The organism is Flavobacterium sp. FlaQc-49 (assembly GCF_044005985.1).
Lineage (GTDB): Bacteria > Bacteroidota > Bacteroidia > Flavobacteriales > Flavobacteriaceae > Flavobacterium > Flavobacterium cupriresistens.
Genome location: NZ_JBIPCS010000013.1, coordinates 40,172 through 58,696 on the forward strand (window position 1 = coordinate 40,172; position 18,525 = coordinate 58,696).

17 protein-coding genes are annotated in these 18,525 nt (G+C 33.6%); 8 read left to right on the forward strand and 9 right to left on the reverse strand.

Annotated elements, in window-relative coordinates; all coding sequences use genetic code 11:
- Positions 1-201 precede the first annotated feature (201 nt).
- Positions 202-882, forward strand: a complete 681-nt coding sequence (locus ACHRV3_RS19995; protein ID WP_395435900.1) for a Crp/Fnr family transcriptional regulator — start codon at positions 202-204, stop codon at positions 880-882.
- Between the two features lie 168 nt (positions 883-1,050).
- On the opposite strand, the gene mazG is transcribed toward ACHRV3_RS19995, so the two are convergent.
- From mazG to def, 3 genes are all read right to left on the reverse strand, one after another.
- On the reverse strand, positions 1,051-1,821 hold the full coding sequence (gene mazG, locus ACHRV3_RS20000; protein WP_047776314.1) for a nucleoside triphosphate pyrophosphohydrolase: 771 nt from the start codon (positions 1,819-1,821) through the stop codon (positions 1,051-1,053).
- A 100-nt stretch (positions 1,822-1,921) separates the two neighbouring features.
- Positions 1,922-2,404: a DUF5606 domain-containing protein gene (locus ACHRV3_RS20005; RefSeq protein WP_395435901.1), complete on the reverse strand. Its 483-nt coding sequence runs from the start codon at positions 2,402-2,404 to the stop codon at positions 1,922-1,924.
- 66 nt (positions 2,405-2,470) lie between these two features.
- A complete protein-coding gene (gene def, locus ACHRV3_RS20010; protein ID WP_047776159.1) occupies positions 2,471-3,061 on the reverse strand; it encodes a peptide deformylase in 591 nt (196 codons plus the stop codon).
- Between the two features lie 200 nt (positions 3,062-3,261).
- Between def and ACHRV3_RS20015 the strand changes: the two genes are divergently transcribed.
- On the forward strand, positions 3,262-5,484 hold the full coding sequence (locus ACHRV3_RS20015) for an FUSC family membrane protein (protein ID WP_230001567.1): 2,223 nt from the start codon (positions 3,262-3,264) through the stop codon (positions 5,482-5,484).
- Between the two features lie 40 nt (positions 5,485-5,524).
- Here ACHRV3_RS20015 and ACHRV3_RS20020 read toward each other — a convergent pair whose 3' ends face one another.
- The 3 genes from ACHRV3_RS20020 to ACHRV3_RS20030 all read right to left on the reverse strand — a co-directional run bounded on the left by ACHRV3_RS20020 (position 5,525) and on the right by ACHRV3_RS20030 (position 8,322).
- Positions 5,525-7,021, reverse strand: coding sequence for a malate:quinone oxidoreductase (locus tag ACHRV3_RS20020; protein ID WP_047776162.1), 1,497 nt, complete (start codon positions 7,019-7,021; stop codon positions 5,525-5,527).
- A 121-nt stretch (positions 7,022-7,142) separates the two neighbouring features.
- Positions 7,143-7,559, reverse strand: a complete 417-nt coding sequence (gene ruvX / locus ACHRV3_RS20025; RefSeq protein WP_047776164.1) for a Holliday junction resolvase RuvX — start codon at positions 7,557-7,559, stop codon at positions 7,143-7,145.
- Between the two features lie 136 nt (positions 7,560-7,695).
- Complete coding sequence (locus tag ACHRV3_RS20030; RefSeq protein ID WP_395435902.1) at positions 7,696-8,322, reverse strand: PAS domain-containing protein; 627 nt, start codon at positions 8,320-8,322, stop codon at positions 7,696-7,698.
- A 280-nt stretch (positions 8,323-8,602) separates the two neighbouring features.
- Between ACHRV3_RS20030 and ACHRV3_RS20035 the strand changes: the two genes are divergently transcribed.
- The 4 genes from ACHRV3_RS20035 (at position 8,603) to ACHRV3_RS20050 (ending at position 13,353) form a co-directional block, all read left to right on the forward strand.
- The gene (locus ACHRV3_RS20035; protein WP_047776174.1) at positions 8,603-9,418 is read left to right on the forward strand and encodes a 2,3,4,5-tetrahydropyridine-2,6-dicarboxylate N-succinyltransferase; all 816 of its coding nucleotides are present in this window, start codon (positions 8,603-8,605) and stop codon (positions 9,416-9,418) included.
- A gap of 200 nt (positions 9,419-9,618) precedes the next feature.
- A complete protein-coding gene (locus ACHRV3_RS20040; protein ID WP_395435903.1) occupies positions 9,619-11,394 on the forward strand; it encodes an LTA synthase family protein in 1,776 nt (591 codons plus the stop codon).
- A gap of 116 nt (positions 11,395-11,510) precedes the next feature.
- Positions 11,511-12,578 (forward strand): glycosyltransferase family 9 protein, encoded by a 1,068-nt coding sequence (locus tag ACHRV3_RS20045; RefSeq protein WP_395435904.1) that lies wholly within the window; start codon positions 11,511-11,513, stop codon positions 12,576-12,578.
- 4 nt (positions 12,579-12,582) lie between these two features.
- The gene (locus tag ACHRV3_RS20050; protein WP_395435905.1) at positions 12,583-13,353 is read left to right on the forward strand and encodes a glycosyltransferase family 2 protein; all 771 of its coding nucleotides are present in this window, start codon (positions 12,583-12,585) and stop codon (positions 13,351-13,353) included.
- On the opposite strand, the gene ACHRV3_RS20055 is transcribed toward ACHRV3_RS20050, so the two are convergent.
- A complete protein-coding gene (locus ACHRV3_RS20055; protein ID WP_395435906.1) occupies positions 13,350-14,117 on the reverse strand; it encodes a Kdo domain containing protein in 768 nt (255 codons plus the stop codon). The two genes, ACHRV3_RS20050 and ACHRV3_RS20055, sit on opposite strands and share 4 nt — an antisense overlap.
- Positions 14,118-14,203: 86 nt before the next feature.
- Between ACHRV3_RS20055 and ACHRV3_RS20060 the strand changes: the two genes are divergently transcribed.
- Complete coding sequence (locus ACHRV3_RS20060; RefSeq protein WP_395435907.1) at positions 14,204-15,280, forward strand: glycosyltransferase family 4 protein; 1,077 nt, start codon at positions 14,204-14,206, stop codon at positions 15,278-15,280.
- Positions 15,281-15,282: 2 nt separating this feature from the next.
- Here the strand turns inward: ACHRV3_RS20060 and ACHRV3_RS20065 are convergent, their stop codons facing one another.
- Positions 15,283-16,146, reverse strand: coding sequence for a hypothetical protein (locus ACHRV3_RS20065; protein WP_395435908.1), 864 nt, complete (start codon positions 16,144-16,146; stop codon positions 15,283-15,285).
- Between the two features lie 126 nt (positions 16,147-16,272).
- Between ACHRV3_RS20065 and ACHRV3_RS20070 the strand changes: the two genes are divergently transcribed.
- The gene (locus ACHRV3_RS20070; RefSeq protein ID WP_395435909.1) at positions 16,273-17,289 is read left to right on the forward strand and encodes a glycosyltransferase family 2 protein; all 1,017 of its coding nucleotides are present in this window, start codon (positions 16,273-16,275) and stop codon (positions 17,287-17,289) included.
- Between the two features lie 180 nt (positions 17,290-17,469).
- Here the strand turns inward: ACHRV3_RS20070 and ACHRV3_RS20075 are convergent, their stop codons facing one another.
- On the reverse strand, positions 17,470-18,441 hold the full coding sequence (locus tag ACHRV3_RS20075) for a glycosyltransferase family 2 protein (protein ID WP_395435910.1): 972 nt from the start codon (positions 18,439-18,441) through the stop codon (positions 17,470-17,472).
- Between the last annotated feature and the right edge of the window lie 84 nt (positions 18,442-18,525).

An 18,525-nucleotide genomic window follows, 5' to 3' on the forward strand; every position in this document is an offset into this window, starting at 1 on the left:
TAGCACCTTTTAAATCCGTTGGTTGAAACCAGCGGCTATTCAAAAAATACAATGTTACTTAAATTCACTGCGCACAATTACAATTCTAACTTTACAGAAATAAAAAAATACTGGCCATCAATAATTTTTTGCTGTTATTTTTCTAGCATAATTGGGGTTTTGAATACGAATAATCGTAATTTTGCAGTAAATTTTTTTGCTATGAACAAATGTGATCAATGCATCGTAAGACAGCTTACTTCTCTAAAAGCACTAAATAAAGATGAGGTTATTAGATTAGCAAATAGCAAAACAACATTAAGCATAAAAAAAGGGGATGCTATTTTTGAAGAAGGTGAAATTACCAATGGTGTTTTTTGCGTAAAAGACGGTATTGGAAAACTTTCTAAGTTAAGTGCTAACGGAAAAGATCAGATTGTAAAGCTTGTTAAATCAGGTGAACTTTTAGGGCAACGCTCGATGATCAGTAACGAACCCGCAAATCTAAGTGCAAAAGCTGTCGCTGATATGGAAGTTTGTTTTATTCCAAAAACAGAAATCATTAACTTTTTTAACAACAACAATCAGTTCTCCATGAACCTGATGCAATCGGTGTGCGAAGATTTAAAAGAATCTGAAAACGACAAAATCGCATTGGCACAAAAGACCGTAAAACAAAGACTGGCCGAAACTTTATTATACTTGCTGGCTACTTTTGGCGAAAACACAGACAAAACCTTAAAAGTTCAGCTTACTCGTGAAGAATTAGCCGGAATGATTGGTACCGCCACTGAAAGCTGTATTCGTTTATTATCCGATTTCAATAAATTGGGACTAATCGAATTGGTTGGAAAAAAAATTGTGCTTAAAGACATCAATGCCCTGAAGCGATTGGCAGAATAATTGGCTTAAATTGCTAATTATTATTTTTCAATCTGTTGCTATTTAAACAGCCTTCTTCTTTAGCTTAATTTCATTAAATTATTTTTTTTTCACGCAGATTTTGCGGATTTTTTTATTTCATTCCGCTAAAAATCTACTTGAGCTTTTTAAAACCACAACTTGAATTAATTACTGTTTTTTTGCTTCATTCCAAAACACATCCATTTCTGCTAAAGTCATATCCATTAAAGGTTTCCCCATATCGCTTGCTTTGCTTTCTAAATATTGAAAACGCTTAATGAATTTTTTATTGGTGCGTTCTAAAGCATCTTCGGGATTCACATTTAAAAATCGGGCATAATTGATCATTGAGAATAAAACATCTCCGAATTCGGCTTCTATTTTATCCTGATCGCCTGCTTTTACTTCAACTTGTAATTCTTCTAGTTCTTCCTGTACTTTATCCCAAACCTGATGTGGTTCTTCCCAGTCAAAACCTACACCTTTTACCTTATCCTGTATTCTGCTTGCTTTTACTAAAGCGGGTAAACTTCTCGGAACGCCTTCTAAAACCGATTTTTTACCTTCTTTAAGCTTTAGTTTTTCCCAGTTTTGTTTGACTTCTTCTTCATCTTTTACAACCGTGTCGCTGTAAATATGAGGATGGCGATGAATCAGTTTATCACAAATTTCATTGCACACATCAGCCATATCAAAAGCATTGGTTTCACTGCCTATTTTAGCATAAAAAACAATATGCAATAACAGATCTCCAAGTTCTTTTTTAACTTCATTCAAATCATTGTCCAAAATGGCGTCTCCTAATTCGTAGGTTTCTTCGATTGTAAGGTGTCGAAGGGTTTGCAAAGTCTGTTTTTTATCCCACGGACATTGCTCACGAAGTTCATCCATAATAACTAATAATCTTTCGAAAGCCTGAAGTTGAAGTTCTTTGCTCATTTTTGACGTTTTTTTGATTGTATAACCGAACGGTGTAAAAGTAAAAAATCCTGTCAAGAAAACATCTTAACAGGATTATTATATTTGAATGTAAAATTTACTATTCTTCTTTTTTAACTTTTGCTTTTTTAGAAGCTGCAGCTTTTTTTGGTTTTTCCTCAGCAACAGGAGCTTCTTCAGTTTCAGTTGGAACCGGAGCTAAATCTGTCACTAAACCTTTTCCTTGAAGTGTGTTGTACCAGTTTAATACTTTTTTAATATCTGATGGGTAAACTCTTTCTTCATCATAATCAGGTAAAACTTCTTTAAAATAAGCTGTTAAAGTTGCATTATCTTCTTTATGAGAAATCGCCTGACCTTTGTTTTCTTTAACCGCAATGCGTTGCATTACTTCAGTCAACGGTTTTTCACCATCTTGTGTATAAATTGAAATTTCAGACAATAAACTTACATTACTTTTTAAGCTTACAGTGATTTTTTTTCCATCAGTTAATGATTCAGCTACAAATCCTGTACGAGTCTGTACTTTTAAAGCATATAAACCTGGTTTCCCGGAAACAGCTAATATTTTTTCTAAATTCATGTTTATTATAATTTGTATTAAGAATTTCGTTTATTTTTTATTGTCTCTTTTTTTTATCAAAAATAATTATCTGCCTTTTTTGGCAGCAACAAATTTCATTTTATAATCCTGAAAAGTCTTGCCTTCTGTAATATTTTTTAATTTCTTTTGAATCAAACGCTTTTTTAAAGAAGATATTTTGTCTGTAAACAACACTCCTTCAATATGATCGTATTCGTGCTGAATAACTCTGGCAATCAAACCGTCAAAAACCTCTGTTTTTACAACAAAATCTTCTTCACAATACTCGATTGTAACGGTTGGTTTTCTGTAAACGTCTTCACGAACATCAGGAATACTCAGGCAGCCTTCGTTAAAACTCCACTCCTCGCCTTCTTCTTTCACGATTCTGGCGTTGATAAATGTTTTTTTGAAACCTTTTAATTTATTTTGTTCTTCTGTTGAGTAATCTTCATCGTCACTAAAAGGAGTTGTATCAATTACAAACAAACGAATTGCTATTCCAACCTGTGGCGCAGCAAGTCCAACACCATAAGCGTTGTACATGGTTTCATACATGTTTGCTAATATCTCTTTTAAGTTTGGATACTCCGGTGTAATTACCTCACACACTTTTCTTAAAACTGGATCACCGTATCCTACAATTGGTAAAATCATTTGTATTATTTTTTTGTATTATCTACTGGAAAACACTGAATTTTATTCTCCTAATTCAGCTGGCAAAAATAGTAAAAAATAGTCAATGAATAATTCTAAACAACATATTAATCTCATTTTTGCATGCTTATTAAAAACTCAGCTATAATTGTGCCAAAAGAATTCGTACAATTCTTACCTTTGCTGGTAAACCATACTATATGTTTAATCGTATCTCCAAATTTACCAATAGTACCTCTTTTCTAAATGCTTCTAAAGTAACTATTGCTTCTGTTGTTCCTGTTCTGATCTTGAACTTTCTGGGACATTTTGAAATTGGTTTTACGATTGCCTTAGGTGCTTTTTATACCTATCCGAGTGATATTCCGAGTACTTTAACGCATAAAATAAAAGGTCTTATTGTAGCGTCCTTAATCGTTTCAGGCGTAAATCTTCTGGTGAATCTTGCTTATCCGTTCCCGATATTATTTTATCCGTTTTTAGGATTGTTACTGTTTTTATGCTGTATGATTTCTGTTTATGGACAGCGCGCTACCTTGGTTTCCTTTTCTGCATTACTTTCAATTTCTTTGTCTTTTGGTCATTTACATGAAGGCTGGGATGCGGTTGAATATTCGGGTTTTATTTTTATTGGTGGTATTTTATACCTCATTGTCTCGCTTATTTTTCATTTTGTACAACCTTATAAATATGTTGAATTACAAATTGCTGAAGGCATAAAACTTACGGCAAAATACTTAAAACTAAGAGGAGATTTATGGAGCCCTGAAGCGAATCGCGAGAAAATAACTCAAAAGCAATTGGCTGTTCAGGTAGAGCTAAACCAAATCAACGAAGATTTAAGGAAAGTGTTAATTGGAAATCAAAGCACTTCCGCTGCCACCAGTCAGAATCGCAAAATGTTACTTGTTTTTATAACGCTTGTTGAAATCCAGGAATTAGCATTATACACCTCATTTGATTACGACAAACTTCATGAAAAGTTTGACAAACATCCCGACGTTTTAAGAACGTATCAAAACGTGGCGTACAAACTGGCTTCCACTTTAAAAAAACTATCCAAAAATGTACATCATATTGCCGCTTATGTGGACAAAAATGATCTAAAAAATGAATTAGACGCGCTCGAATTTGCCATTTTTGATTATGAAAAAAGCTTAGGAAGAGACGAAGCAAACGAAGGAGTTCTTATGCTGACCAATATGCTGAAATATGCTAAAAATCAGGTTGGGAAAATCAAGATTATACAAAGGGCTTTTTCGCTTGCCATGCAATCTTACAAGTTGAAAGACAAAGACAAGGAACTGGAAAAATTTCTGACACCACAGTATTATCCGCTCCGTACACTTATTGAAAATATGAGTTTTTCTTCTTCTATTTTCAGACATTCGCTCCGACTGACCATTACGATTCTGATTGGTCTTGTTGTTGGGAACTTTCTTCCTTTTCAGAATGTCTATTGGATTCTACTGACCATCGTTGTCATCATGCGTCCGGGTTATGGATTAACAAAAGAACGTTCGTATAATCGAATTTTCGGAACTGTACTAGGCGGACTTCTGGCATTCGGGATTGTATCCCTTATTCAGAACCATGTGGCGTTGAGTATATTTTCTATTGTTTGTATGTTACTGGGTATCTCATTTACACAGATTAACTATAAAATAAGTGCGACTTTCGTAACCATGTATGTGGTTTTTATCTACGGAATCCTAACGCCAAATGTTGTAGAGGTAATTCAGTTCAGAATATTAGATTCGCTTGCAGGAGCTATTTTAGCTTTTATTGCCAATCAGTTTTTATGGCCGGCCTGGGAGTTTATCAATACTCCGATTCATATCGAAAATTCGATTCGCGCCAATCGAAATTACCTTAAAGAAATTGCTGATTTTTACAATAAAAAAGGAGAAACACCAACGTCCTACAGATTGGCCAGAAAACATGCTTTTGTCGAAATTGGCAATTTAACGACCTCGTTTCAACGCATGATGCAAGAACCTAAATCAAAGCAAAAAACGCTGCCATTGGTCAATAAACTGGTGGTTTTGAATCATTCTTTGCTATCGGCTTTGGCTTCTTTGTCTACTTATATTCAATCGCATCAAACCACATCTGCTTCGGAATCCTTTAACTATATTATAAAAACGATATTATTAAATCTTGATCATTCTATTTCGGTTTTAAAAAACGAAACGATTATAACCGATACCTTTTTTGATAAGGAAGATGTAACCCTGCAATTTGAAGAATTAAAGCGCATTAACTTTACACGTCTGGCGGCAGACGATGAACTTGATAAAGAAACCCGACAGGCTAAAATGCAGGAGGCTCAAATGGTCATTGAGCAATTGATCTGGATGAGCAATCTGGCAGAAAAAATACTAAAAATTACGAAAGAGCTAAAAGCAACAAATCCAGATTAATTCATCTGGATTTGTTGTTTATAATAGTAAGTAGTTGAATCTAGTTTTTCAGTTTTAAAACTTCAGAAGTATATTTTCTCATTTCTTCTAAAAGCTCCGGTGTTTCATTCAGGTTTTTACCGTAAGAAGGAATCATGATTTTCATTTTCTCTTCCCATTCAGGTGATTTACTTTGATCTGCAAAACATCTGCTGATTAAATCCACCATGATAGAAACAGCAGTAGAAGCTCCCGGAGAAGCACCTAATAAAACCGCTAAAGTTCCGTCGTGTGTATTAATTACTTCGGTTCCAAATTCTAAAACTCCGCCACCGTTTTCGTCTTTTTTAATCACCTGAACGCGTTGTCCGGCTCTTTCTAATGTCCAGTCCTTAGAACGTGCTGTTGGCAAATATTCACGAAGTGCTTTCATTCGGTCTTTTGGAGACTGACGCACTTGTTCGATCAGATATTTGGTTAATGGAATATTATGAAATCCCGCTGATAACATTGGAATTACGTTGTTTGCTTTTATAGACAAAGGCAAGTCCAAATACGATCCGTTTTTTAAGAATCGTGTAGAGAATCCGGCGAAGGGCCCAAAAAGAAGCGCTTTTTCACCATCAATGACACGGGTATCAATATGCGGAACTGACATTGGAGGCGCTCCAACACTTGCTTTTCCGTACACTTTTGCCTGATGTTTTGCAATCACTTCAGGATTAGTACATTTTAACCATTGTCCGCTTACCGGGAAACCACCGTACCCATTCCCTTCCGGAACATTGGCTTTTTCTAATAAAGGTAATGAACCTCCACCAGCTCCGATAAAAACAAACTTGGTATAGGATTTTCTTTTTTGTCCTGTAGCTAAATCGGTAATTTTAATTCTCCAGGATTTATCTTCACGTTGTCTCATTTTTTGAACCTCGTGATTGAAATGCAGGGACACACCATCTAGTTTTTCCAGATAATTAAACATGCTTCTGGTCAATGCACCGAAGTTTACATCGGTACCAATCGGCATAAAGGTGGCTGCTAATTTTTCATTATTTTCTCTGCCTTCCATTACAAGAGGCATCCATTGTTTCAATTGTTCAAATTCGGTACTAAAAGTCATTTGAGCAAAAATTGGATTGCTTTGTAAAGCTTCAAAACGTGTTTTAAGATATTCAACGTTTTTATCTCCCCATACAAAACTCATATGCGGAACGCTTTTTATAAAATTGTCAGGAGAGGGAACTTTATTTTGTTGCACTAAGTAGGCCCAAAACTGGCGGGAAACCTCGAAAGATTCCGCTATACTTATTGCTTTTTTAGGATCAATACTTCCGTCTGCCTTTTCCGGAGTGTAGTTTAATTCACAAAAGGCCGAGTGACCGGTTCCTGCATTATTCCAAGCATCAGAGCTTTCGGCTGCAGCAACATCTAATCTTTCGTATATTTCAATTTTAATATCCGGTTGTAACTCTTTCAAAATTACTCCAAGAGTGGCACTCATAATTCCAGCTCCAATGAGAACTACTTCACTATTTGAACGTATTGTTTCGTCAGGCATAACAAATTTATTTTAAAACGCAAAGGTACTTTTTATAATTGCAAAAAAAAACTAATTTCATAGGATAAAAGTTAGGAAATTTAAAACTCTAAAATCTTTGAAGATTCCGAAAAAGAAAATGCTAAAATCGTTTTGAAGAAAGATAATCCTGAAGCATTATGGTAGCCGAAATTTCATCAATCAACCCTTTATTCTGGCGCTGCTTTTTGCTTAATCCGCTATCTATCATCGTCTGAAATGCCATTTTTGAAGTAAAACGCTCGTCTACACGAACTACTTTCATATCCGGAAAGATATTTGAAAAATGCGTTACAAATCCTTTAATTATCGAAGCACTTTCAGACGGAAGCCCGTTCATTTGTTTGGGTTCTCCAATTAAGACCGCTTCTACTTTTTCTTTAGTGAAATAATCTTTCAAAAAATCTATTAAAGTATTCGTCGGAATCGTTGTCAAACCCGAGGCGATAATCTGCATTTCGTCTGTAACGGCAATTCCGGTGCGTTTTTGTCCGTAATCTATAGAGAGGATTCTTGGCATTTTAGTAATTTTCATCAAAGATAGAAAGGAAAATTCACAAACCTAAAAAAAGAATTATTTCATTTTATAAAAAAAAGAGTCCGCCTTGATTACTCAAAACGAACTCATCCAACATTAAAACCTAAAAAAAATGGGGTTATCTACTAAATAAACGACTAAAAAAACCTCTTTCGTCTTCTTCCTCCTCTTCCTGTTGCTCCTGGTGGAAAGACTTAGATTGGGCTCTTTCGTGGTCTAAAATCAGTTCCTTGATATATTCTACATAAGATCTCTTTTTCTCTTCTAAAAATCCGATCAGGTATTTTTCGCTGAACTCCACTCCGCTCGCGTTTTCTATTTGCAGTAATTTTTTATACAAGGGTTCAATATGCAGGGCAATGACTTCTTGAGGAATGGCTTGTCTTCTTCCAAAATAATTTACAATAACGCCATTTTCATCTTTAGCAATTTCAAAATCGGTAATGACCCAGTAATATCTCCCTGACTTGGCAAGATTTTTTACAACAGCATGAAAGTTTTTACCTGCTTTAAGATTTTCCCATAAAACTTTAAAAATTACTTTAGGCATATCAGGATGCCTGACAATATTATGTGGCTGTCCCATAAGCTCGTAATCTTCATATCCGCAAACGTCTATAAAAGTTTCATTTGCATATTCGATAATACCAAATGCATTGGTTTTACTCATAATCACCTGAGTTTTGTCCCACGAGACTTCTTTATCTATTATGGTTCGGTTTTGGAGCTGATTTTCGCTATTCATATCTTAGTAGATTAATTTGTTTTGGATTGGCACTGACAATTCTCACTTTATATTGTCCGAATTAGGATACAAAACTAACAAGAAGTAAAAACACAAAATCTGACTTTTATCATATTATAACAGTAAAAAAACGTTTAGGAACTCTTTCTTTTTATTGTTATTTAAACACCCAATTTTATTTATCAAATTAAAAACAAAATGTTACACTTGTAACATTTTCAAACGGTTTTACCTTTTTGCTTTTGGCCAAATACGCTATCTTTGCCAAAAATTAAAACTTATGAATTCTTTACAAACGATAATCGAACAAGCTTGGGAAAACAGAGCTTTACTACAAGAAACTACTACAACTGATGCCATTAGAGAGGTTATAGAATTATTAGATACAGGAAAATTACGTGTTGCTGAACCGGTTGGTGAAGGATGGCAGGTAAACGAATGGGTAAAAAAAGCAGTAGTAATGTATTTCCCAATTCAAAAAATGGAAACATTAGAAGCGGGTATCTTCGAATACCACGACAAAATGTTACTAAAAAGAGGTTATGCTGAAAAAGGAATTCGTGTAGTACCAAATGCAGTTGCACGTTACGGAGCTTACATTTCAAGCGGTGTTATTCTAATGCCAAGTTATGTAAACATCGGAGCTTATGTTGACGAAGGAACTATGGTTGATACCTGGGCGACTGTTGGTAGTTGTGCACAAATCGGTAAAAATGTTCACTTGAGTGGTGGTGTTGGTATTGGTGGTGTTTTAGAACCTTTACAAGCTGCTCCGGTAATTATTGAAGATGGTGCTTTTATTGGTTCTCGTTGTATTGTAGTAGAAGGTGTACATGTCGGTAAAGAAGCCGTTCTTGGTGCTAATGTTTGTCTTACTGCATCAACAAAAATTATAGATGTTACAGGTGACGAACCAGTTGAAAGAAAAGGTTATGTTCCGGCTCGTTCTGTTGTAATTCCGGGAAGTTATACTAAAAAGTTCGCTGCTGGAGAATTTCAGGTTCCTTGTGCCCTAATCATTGGTACACGCAAGCCTTCTACAGATTTAAAAACTTCATTAAACAATGCACTTCGCGAATACGATGTAGCTGTTTAAATTAATGTTAACAAAATATTAATTTTTTTAGGTTTTTTTTAAAATTGGGTTTATACTTTTGCGCAAAAATTAAAATCCCATTTTTAAAAAAAACCTAAAATTTTTAAATGAACAATATTAATCAAAACGTAATTTTATTTTTAAAAAGATTTACTTTAATATTACTGACCTACCAACTTAGCAGATTTCTATTTTTCATTATGAATATAGAACTGTTTGAACAATTTACCTTTAAAATTTTTATCGGAGGACTGCTTTTTGACTTAGCTGTTATAGCCTACATAAACTGTATTTTCCTTATTCTACATATAATTCCGGGTAATTTTAAATACAGGCCGTTATACCAAACAACATTAAAAATTACTTTTTTCGCAGTTAATCTTCTGCTTATTTCTACCAACTTTATTGATATTATCTATTACCGCTTTACGGGCAGAAGGAGTACTTTTGGACTGATTACTGCTACAGGTATGGAAAATGATATTATCCGTTTAATTCCTTCCTATTTAAAAGAATATTGGTATGTTGGTGTTTCTTTTTTAATGACCAGCATTGTACTTTGGATGTTGATGCCAAATCCAAAAGATAAAATTGTTATCAACAATTTAACCAAAAAGAACTATTTGAAAAAATGTTCTTACGGGATTGCATTGCTGCTTGTTATTTTAATTATTGGCCGCGGCGGGTTTCGAAAAAAACCACTCCGAATTGTAGACGCTATTGAATATGGTGAAGTCAACAATGCAGGATTAGTGTTAAATACTCCTTTTTCTATTTTAAAAACTTTATTCAAAAAAGAAGGCAATACTTTTACACACTATTACGACAGCAAGGAACTGTCTAAGACTTACAATCCAATCATTTCCATAAAATCAAATCAGGCACCGCTACGAAAGAATGTTGTCATTATAATTTTAGAAAGTTTTGGAAATGAAAATGTCGGAAGAGGTCAAACACCATTTTTAGACTCTCTTATTACAAAATCATATTATTTCAAAAATGGATTTGCAAACGGAAAAGTATCAATTGACGCTGTTCCTTCGATCATATCAAGCATCCCGAGTTTAATGAACGATTCTTATATATCGTCCAGTTATGCTTTAAACAAAGTGCATAGTCTACCCCTTATTTTTAAAGATCAAGGATACACTACTTCTTTTTTTCATGGTGCTTTTAATGGCAGCCAAAACTTTGACAAATACGCAAAAGCGGCAGGCTTTGATGAGTATTACGGGAAAGATCAATATCAAGGAAAGGACGCTTTTGATGGAAAATGGGGCATATTTGATGAAGAATTCCTGCAGTTTTACGCTACGAAACTAGGTACATTTAAAAAGCCGTTTTTCAGCTCCATATTTACTATTTCTTCGCATATCCCTTACATTATACCGGAAAGATATCAGAATAAATTCCCTAAAGGAACAACTGACATACACGAAAGTATAGCGTACGCGGATCATTCTCTTCGTAAATTTTTTGATACTGCGAAAAAACAGAAATGGTACAAAAATACATTGTTTGTTATCTCATCAGATCACACTTCATCTGGCGGAGATCGGGAAACAGATCAAACTAACATTGGAAAATTCAGAATTCCAATCTTATTTTTTGATCCTTCAAATCCGGCATTAACAGGTGTCAGCGAGAAAAATTTCCAACAAATTGATATTATGCCAAGTATTTTGGATTATCTGCATATCAAAACCGATATGGTGAGTTTTGGAAAAAGCTACAAATCAAAAGAAAATTTTGTTGTGTACTATCTTCAGGGAACTTATCATTATATTCAGGACGATTACTATGTTTCATTTTCAGACAATAAAGTAATTGGATTGTATAATTGGAAAAAGGATGTTTTATTGAACAATAATTTAATGAAAATTGATAAAGTCCGAGCCCAAAAAGCAGAAAAATTCTTAAAAACCTATATTCAATCCTTTAACGAAAGAGTAACAAATAATCAATTGGTAATTTAAAAAGAAAATTACTTTTCGAAAGACAAATAAAATTCCAAATTCCAATCAATAAAATAATTGGAATTTGGAATTTTTTGCTTCAATTTGTATTCTCAAAAAAAATTCTATTTTTCTATATGAAGATACTTGTAATTCAGCAAAAAATGATTGGTGATGTTTTGGTTAGCAGTATCATTTGCAACAATCTGCGTATTGCTTATCCTGATGCTCAAATTGATTATTTGGTTTACAGTTCAACAACTCCTGTTCTCGAAGGCAATTCAAGTATTGATAACATTATCCTGTTTGAAGAAAAACATCGAAAAAGCAAAAAAGAATTACTTCAGCTTGGTTTACAGATCAGAAATGAAAAATATGATTTATTAATTGACGCCTACTCCAAATTAGAAAGCTGGGTACTGGTTCTGTTAAGCAATGCCAAACGAAAGATCTCGTACAAAAAACCGGGCAGAAATTTTCTTTACACAGACAATATTCCGTTTGAATCTTATCCGAAAACCAATCTGGGCCTGGCGATTGAAAGACGTCTTTCTTTACTGGAACCGCTTGATTTGCAAATAAAAACAGATCCTATTCCGAAATTATTTGTTTCGGACAAGGAAAACCAAGATGCCATTGCGCTTTTTGAGAAACATAAAGTTCAAAAAGACCGAAAAACAATCATGATCAGTCTTTTAGGAAGTGAAAAACTAAAAACATACCCTTTAGATTTCATGGCCAAAGTTGTCGATTATATTGCGGATCAGGAGGATGTAAATATTCTCTTTAATTATTTTCCAAAGCAACTTGAAAGCGCCAAAACCGTATTTAATGCCTGCAAACCATCCACTCAGGAGAAAATTTATTTTGATTTACTAGGCGATGATTTAAGATCCTTTATTGCCATTATGAATCAATGTGATTTAATTATCGGAAACGACGGGGGCGCAATCAATATGGCCAAAGCCTTAGAAAAACCCTCTTTTATTATTTTCTCTCCTTGGATTGAGAAAAAAATATGGGCTACTTTTGAAGATGGAATACATCATCTCTCAGTGCATCTTAAAGATTTTCGACCGGACTTGTTTGTGGACAAAACGGAAAAAATGCTCAAAAAAGAAGCCTTATCTTTATATGAGGAGTTTAAACCTGATTTTTTTAGCGATACAATCAAATTGTTTCTAAATCAAAATATAAGCAAGTAACAAAATGATATTGCCTGAAAAACAACTTTTATCGGCCTTGCTTATCACTTATAATGAGGAGTCAAATATAAAAGAAGCGCTTCTCAATCTGTCTTTTGCAGATGAAATAATCGTTGTTGATTCTTTTAGCACGGATCAAACAGTAGCAATTGCCTCAAGCTTTAAAAATGTAAAAGTTTTTCAACATACGTTTGACAACTTTGCTTTGCAACGAAATTATGCACTAAGCCTTGCTTCCAATCAATGGATTCTTTTTATTGATGCGGATGAAAGAATAACTCCGAAATTGCAGCAGGAAATCAACGCTATAATTAATGAAGCCGACAGTTGTCCTGCTTATTTCATGTATCGTAATTTCATTTTCGAAAATAAAAAATTACGTTTTAGTGGCTGGCAAACAGATAAAATCATTCGTCTTTTCAAAAAAGAAAATGCCATTTATAATATCGAAAAGATTGTTCACGAGAAATTAATTGTAAACGGAAAAATCGGCAAATTAAAACACAAACTGATTCATCATTCGTATTCCAATTATGAGGACTACAAGCAAAAAATGATTTTTTACGGGAAGTTAAAGGCGCAGGAAGAACTGCTAAAGAAAACCAATCCTAACTTTTTTCATTTTTATATTCGCCCACTTTACCAGTTCCTGAATCAATACTTGCTTCGCTTTGGTTTTTTAGACGGTAAAAAAGGAATTATAATTTGTTATCTCAATGCCATGAGTGTGGCTATACGCTTTCAGGAACTTAAAAAAATCCGAATGACGTCTTAAGACTTCCAGAATTTAAGTTTCTTTTTAAGTCTTTTCTTTTTTGCAAACTCTTCCTGAAACTGCGTTGTATCTTGCCACATCTGCTCAAAAATCTCCAGTTCAGATTTAGCGGTATAGAACTTTGAATATTCATTACTCATCACTGCAATCATTTCTTTCTTTGGAGTTAAACGTCTGAAATTATTCATGCGTTGTTCAAAACTCATATTTTCATGAAAATTCATTCGATTTAGGTCGACCAGAAAAAAATCGTATTGATTGGCCTCCTTTTTCTTGATTAAAGTATTTCCGGGTGAATGATCTAAGAACTCTACTCCTTTTTCATGCAAGTCAAAAGTAAATTTAGTAAACTGTCGCAAAATGTTCTCATAATCCGGATAATTCGCGATTTCTACCAGCTCTCTATAAGTCAATTCCGTTACCAAATGCTGGCTTACATAATAGCTGTCCCTTAATCCAACCCAGCTAAAATTTTCAAGAAATGCAAGGGGCGTAGGAGTTCCAATCCCTTTTTCTAATAAGATAGTAGCAAATTCAAAAGAGCGCTTGGCTTTGGATTTCCTAAAGTATTTATAGGCGATTTTATTAACGATATTGGGGATTTTAAATGATTTGATATTAATGGTCTCCTCATTTAAACTAAAAAGCTTTATTTTATTTCGATCTCCATTACCAAAAAGAGTTCCTGAAGTATTAAATGTTTCAATATTTTTAAGTATTGACTCGGTACTATTTTTAAAAATCGGATTTATCTTGAAATTCATTCAGTTGTGTTTTACGAACAAACAAAAATACGCATAGAATTTTAGACTTCAAATTATTATTGTATTTTCGTAAAAAAAAGAATTAAATGTCCAGCAAAAAAAGTGTTTTCTTAGAGACCCATAATATCAACAACAGGGCTACTGGCTTAGGCACTTTTAATTATGAACTAATTAAAGGTCTGCAACATCTTAATTTTGAGGATTTAGAACTGCATCTCAACGCAGGACAACCTAAATTACTAAAAGACGAATTTGGTGATACATTCAAATACCATAAATACAGGTCATTTCACAGGTATAAAACCTTCAGACCGTTACATAAATTTGATTTATGGCATTCTGTAAATCAAAACTCTAAATTAGAACCCAGATCGTATTCTAAATATCTTTTAACGATTCATGATGTCAATTTTCACGAAGAAGTTTCTTCTGACATGAATCATAAAAGAAACCGACTTTTTACGGAGAAACTAAATAAAGCAACTGCTATTACTTATATTTCTGAATTTGCAAAAAAGCAAACTCATGATTATTTTGATGTCCCAAATGTTCCGGAACATATTATATACAATGGAAATCCAATTTCTACCTTATTAGATACTTCGGGTTTTGTAAGTACCGTTCCTGTAAACAAACCTTTCTTTTATACTATCGGAGATTTTATCGAAAGAAAAAACTACACCTCTATTATTAACATGATGAGGTTAATGAAAGATTTCAATTTGATTATTTCCGGAAATAACGACAGGAAATACGGGCAGGTAATTAAGGATCTTATACAAGAAAACGGGCTTCAAAATCAGGTTTTTTTAACAGGTAAGATCAGTAATGAGGGAAAACAATTTTATATGAAAAACTGTACAGCATTTCTTTTCCCGTCTATACGAGAAGGATTTGGTTTACCTCCTATTGAAGCAATGAGTTTTGGCAAACCGGTCTTTTTATCTGATAAAACTTCTTTACCTGAAATTGGTGGCGAAATGGCTAATTATTGGTCCGATTTTGATCCCGAATACATGAAGGAGGTATTACTAAACGGACTGGATCATTTTGAAAATAACAAAAACCTAATCGAAACAGAGATGAAAAAAAGAGCAGCAAGTTTCGATTGGAAAGTTGCTGCTGCTGATTATTTGAAAATTTATAAGGATATTCTAAAATAGAATTACTTAAATAAATGTTTGAACCATTGTCCGAAGTTTTTCTTTGAGATGTACGAAAATGTTGGAAGTACATTTAGGAAATCTAAATTTTGCTCAATTTCTTTAAATGTGGTCCCTTTTACGAAAGCCAGTTTTTTCCATTTTTCAGGCTCCATATAGAAGAAATTGCGCATCTCTTTGTAATTGCTCTCATTTACGGCCTCCCATTTTTCGAGAAACTCGTTTTTATTGATATCGGTATCGTGTCCCCAGTTATTGAACTTCATTTGCAGTTCTTCTTTTGTTCTGGAAAGGCATTCATGAAGCACGGCACCTTTGTAATAAATAATTCTTTTACGGGTCTGACGTCCGACCCTATAACTTGGATAATTGGTGGCAACCATAATCTTTGTTGGTTTTTCAACATACAACACCCCATTCTCAACCCATTTGTACATATTAATTAAAAAAGGAGAAATCTGAACCTGCTGTTTTTCAGGGTTATCCAAATAATGGTTTTTAGATCTCAGAAAAGAGACAAACTCTTTAAAATCCAAAAAATATTCATCGGCATCCAATTGGATCAGCCAATTTCCAATTCCCATTTTTTCTGCAAGGATTTTACGCTCGCGAACTTCGCATTCCATACTTGTTAATTCCGGACGATAGAAATTATCTTCCACAATTTGAATTTTTGAATCAACATCAACTGATTTAATCCACTGAAAAAAACTGTCTTCAACTGTAAAAGACTCTCCTTTCCAAGTCTTTCTATCCTTATCAATTGCTAAAAAAATTGAATCGGACTCCTTATACACCTGAGGTATAGCATTTTTAAGCAATTCGTAATCATATGAGACCAAAAAACCAACTTGTATTCTTTTCATTATAAAATTTTGTTAAAAAACAAAGATAGAAACATTCGCAAATTATCACACAAAATTACTTTTGAATTATATAAAATAGACTAAGTTAATATTATATATTTGTCATTTTAATAATAAACTAAGTTTATGGCAACTCCCGAAATTTCTGTTATAATGCCCGTTTACAATGCAGGTAATTTTTTAGCTGAAAGTATCGAAAGCATTCTAAAGCAGACTTTCACGAATTTTGAACTAATTATTCTTAACGACAAATCTACCGACAATAGCCTGGAAGTAATCTCTAATTATCAACGAAACGATTCGAGAATTATTATAATCAACAAAGACATTAACGTTGGTCCGGCAAATCTTAGAAATGAAGGTTTGAAAATCGCTAAGGGAGATTTCATCGCTTTGATGGATGCAGATGATATCGCATTGCCTACACGTTTTGAGAAACAAATTGCAGTTTTAAAAAACAATCCCGAAATTGGAGTATGCGGAACCTGGTTTACTTTTTTTGGATCTAAAAAGAACAAACTCATAAAACACAGCGAGAAACCTGACGCTATAAAAATTTCATTTCTACACAGCTGCGTTATAGGAAATCCAACTGTGATGCTTCGAAAAACAGCCTTAAACAACGCTCAATTCGAAAACGAATATGTACCTGTGGAAGATTATGATTTATGGAGCAGATTATCGGCTAAAACAGCCTTTTATAACATCCCAGAATCCTTACTAGACTACAGACAGCACGATAACAACATCAGCAAAACCAAAATTGACAATGTAAACCGATCAGTAAGAAAGGTTAAAATCAATCAATTGAGCCAATTTGGAATTGAAAGCTCAGACCCAAAAATTGATTCTTACCTAAATGCTGTTTCGTTAAAAAAAGGATTGTCTTCAGAAGAAATACTTCAGGTTATTGCAGCAGCAAAACATTTGATTGAACAAAATAACAAACTTAACAATTACAATCCCCAATTACTTGAAAGCCACATTACCAAAACCTTATTGCGTACAATAAGAAATGCCGGTAATTATAACTTGGCTTTCTACAATCAGTTAAAAGAAACCGACAAAAAGTTGTTCGGAAAAATAAATGGCCTTGATAAAGTCCTTTTATTTTTCAAATCTTTAATTGGCTGGAAAAAGTAGTTTTTTTCCACTTCAGTAATCCGTTGGAGATAACTCAGGTAACTATTATTTAACACATAAAAACATAGTTTTAGAATTGACGATTTATGTTTCAAAAAAAACATCTTTTTTTAGTAATGTATACTAAATAAAACGCCTTTTTAGTCTTTATTACCTATGCTTCTATGCGGTCGAATCAATTTACTTTAGTATTTTATTCTTTACAGAACGTATAAAAAATTTGATTCGAGTTCCAATAGAGGCCTGATTTAAGAACTCTTTAATTGCAGTCTTTTGATTTGTGTTATCAATTGTTTTATCGTTCACCGTTTTTAAAGCTTCATTTGCTGAGGCTTTCAATAATGATTTCACAACACGCTTTATATTTGCCGTTCGCGACTGAGAAATTAATTCGTAAATTTCTTTAACATTCTGATAGGAAGAATAACGCTGAAAAAAAGGCTTCTGCAAAGAGTATATTCCTCCTGCATGCCATCTGTAAACGGAACTTTGAAAATTCATATAAGCTCCTTTTCCATTGCACAGCACCAACGCATAAAGCGTATTGTCCTTACTATGAACAAATTTTCTATATTCAAGAGGATCAACAGCCGTTTTTCTAAACAGTGATGTTAAAGTATAGGTACAATAAGGATCAAATAAATTATCAAAGTCAATTGTATAGATATCCGGTAGTGCATCTTTAAAGTCATTCGGAACCATTTCACTTTCCTTTTTTGTAAAAAAGTCCGTCCATGTGATGACATAATCTGCATTGTTTTCTAAGAAATCAACTTGTTTTTGCAATTTTAAAGCATCGATCCAATAATCGTCTCCTTCACACAGCGCCATGTATTTTCCTTTTGCTTCAGGAAATGTAATGTCGCTCCAGATATTAATGTCTTTTCTGGAATACTGATTAACTGTTTGGTAAATCGGTTTAATGATTAACGGATATTTAGCTGCAAATTCTTTAACAATAACCGCAGTATTATCTGTCGAGGCATCATCATGTACAATTATTTCAAAAGGAAAATTCGTTTCCTGAATTAAAAACCCCTTTAAAGTCTCACCTATAAAATCCTCATGATTAAAAGTAGTACATACAATACTTACTAAAGGCGCTCCTCCATTATTTATCCAATTTGAAATAATAGCATTTTGATCTTTCATACTAGATATTTTTTATTTTTTTTTAAGCTTAAACACAAGGCATTATACATAAAGAATTACTGCTCCGTTTTCACAGCTGTTTTG

Bases quoted from the DNA above. Each gene is read 5' to 3' on its own strand.
- ACHRV3_RS19995 (WP_395435900.1), top strand. From the start codon at position 202: ATGAACAAATGTGATCAATGCATCGTAAGACAGCTTACTTCTCTAAAA.
- mazG (WP_047776314.1), bottom strand. From the start codon at position 1,821: ATGAGCAAAGAACTTCAACTTCAGGCTTTCGAAAGATTATTAGTTATT.
- ACHRV3_RS20005 (WP_395435901.1), bottom strand. From the start codon at position 2,404: ATGAATTTAGAAAAAATATTAGCTGTTTCCGGGAAACCAGGTTTATAT.
- def (WP_047776159.1), bottom strand. From the start codon at position 3,061: ATGATTTTACCAATTGTAGGATACGGTGATCCAGTTTTAAGAAAAGTG.
- ACHRV3_RS20015 (WP_230001567.1), top strand. From the start codon at position 3,262: ATGTTTAATCGTATCTCCAAATTTACCAATAGTACCTCTTTTCTAAAT.
- ACHRV3_RS20020 (WP_047776162.1), bottom strand. From the start codon at position 7,021: ATGCCTGACGAAACAATACGTTCAAATAGTGAAGTAGTTCTCATTGGA.
- ruvX (WP_047776164.1), bottom strand. From the start codon at position 7,559: ATGCCAAGAATCCTCTCTATAGATTACGGACAAAAACGCACCGGAATT.
- ACHRV3_RS20030 (WP_395435902.1), bottom strand. From the start codon at position 8,322: ATGAATAGCGAAAATCAGCTCCAAAACCGAACCATAATAGATAAAGAA.
- ACHRV3_RS20035 (WP_047776174.1), top strand. From the start codon at position 8,603: ATGAATTCTTTACAAACGATAATCGAACAAGCTTGGGAAAACAGAGCT.
- ACHRV3_RS20040 (WP_395435903.1), top strand. From the start codon at position 9,619: ATGAATATAGAACTGTTTGAACAATTTACCTTTAAAATTTTTATCGGA.
- ACHRV3_RS20045 (WP_395435904.1), top strand. From the start codon at position 11,511: ATGAAGATACTTGTAATTCAGCAAAAAATGATTGGTGATGTTTTGGTT.
- ACHRV3_RS20050 (WP_395435905.1), top strand. From the start codon at position 12,583: ATGATATTGCCTGAAAAACAACTTTTATCGGCCTTGCTTATCACTTAT.
- ACHRV3_RS20055 (WP_395435906.1), bottom strand. From the start codon at position 14,117: ATGAATTTCAAGATAAATCCGATTTTTAAAAATAGTACCGAGTCAATA.
- ACHRV3_RS20060 (WP_395435907.1), top strand. From the start codon at position 14,204: ATGTCCAGCAAAAAAAGTGTTTTCTTAGAGACCCATAATATCAACAAC.
- ACHRV3_RS20065 (WP_395435908.1), bottom strand. From the start codon at position 16,146: ATGAAAAGAATACAAGTTGGTTTTTTGGTCTCATATGATTACGAATTG.
- ACHRV3_RS20070 (WP_395435909.1), top strand. From the start codon at position 16,273: ATGGCAACTCCCGAAATTTCTGTTATAATGCCCGTTTACAATGCAGGT.
- ACHRV3_RS20075 (WP_395435910.1), bottom strand. From the start codon at position 18,441: ATGAAAGATCAAAATGCTATTATTTCAAATTGGATAAATAATGGAGGA.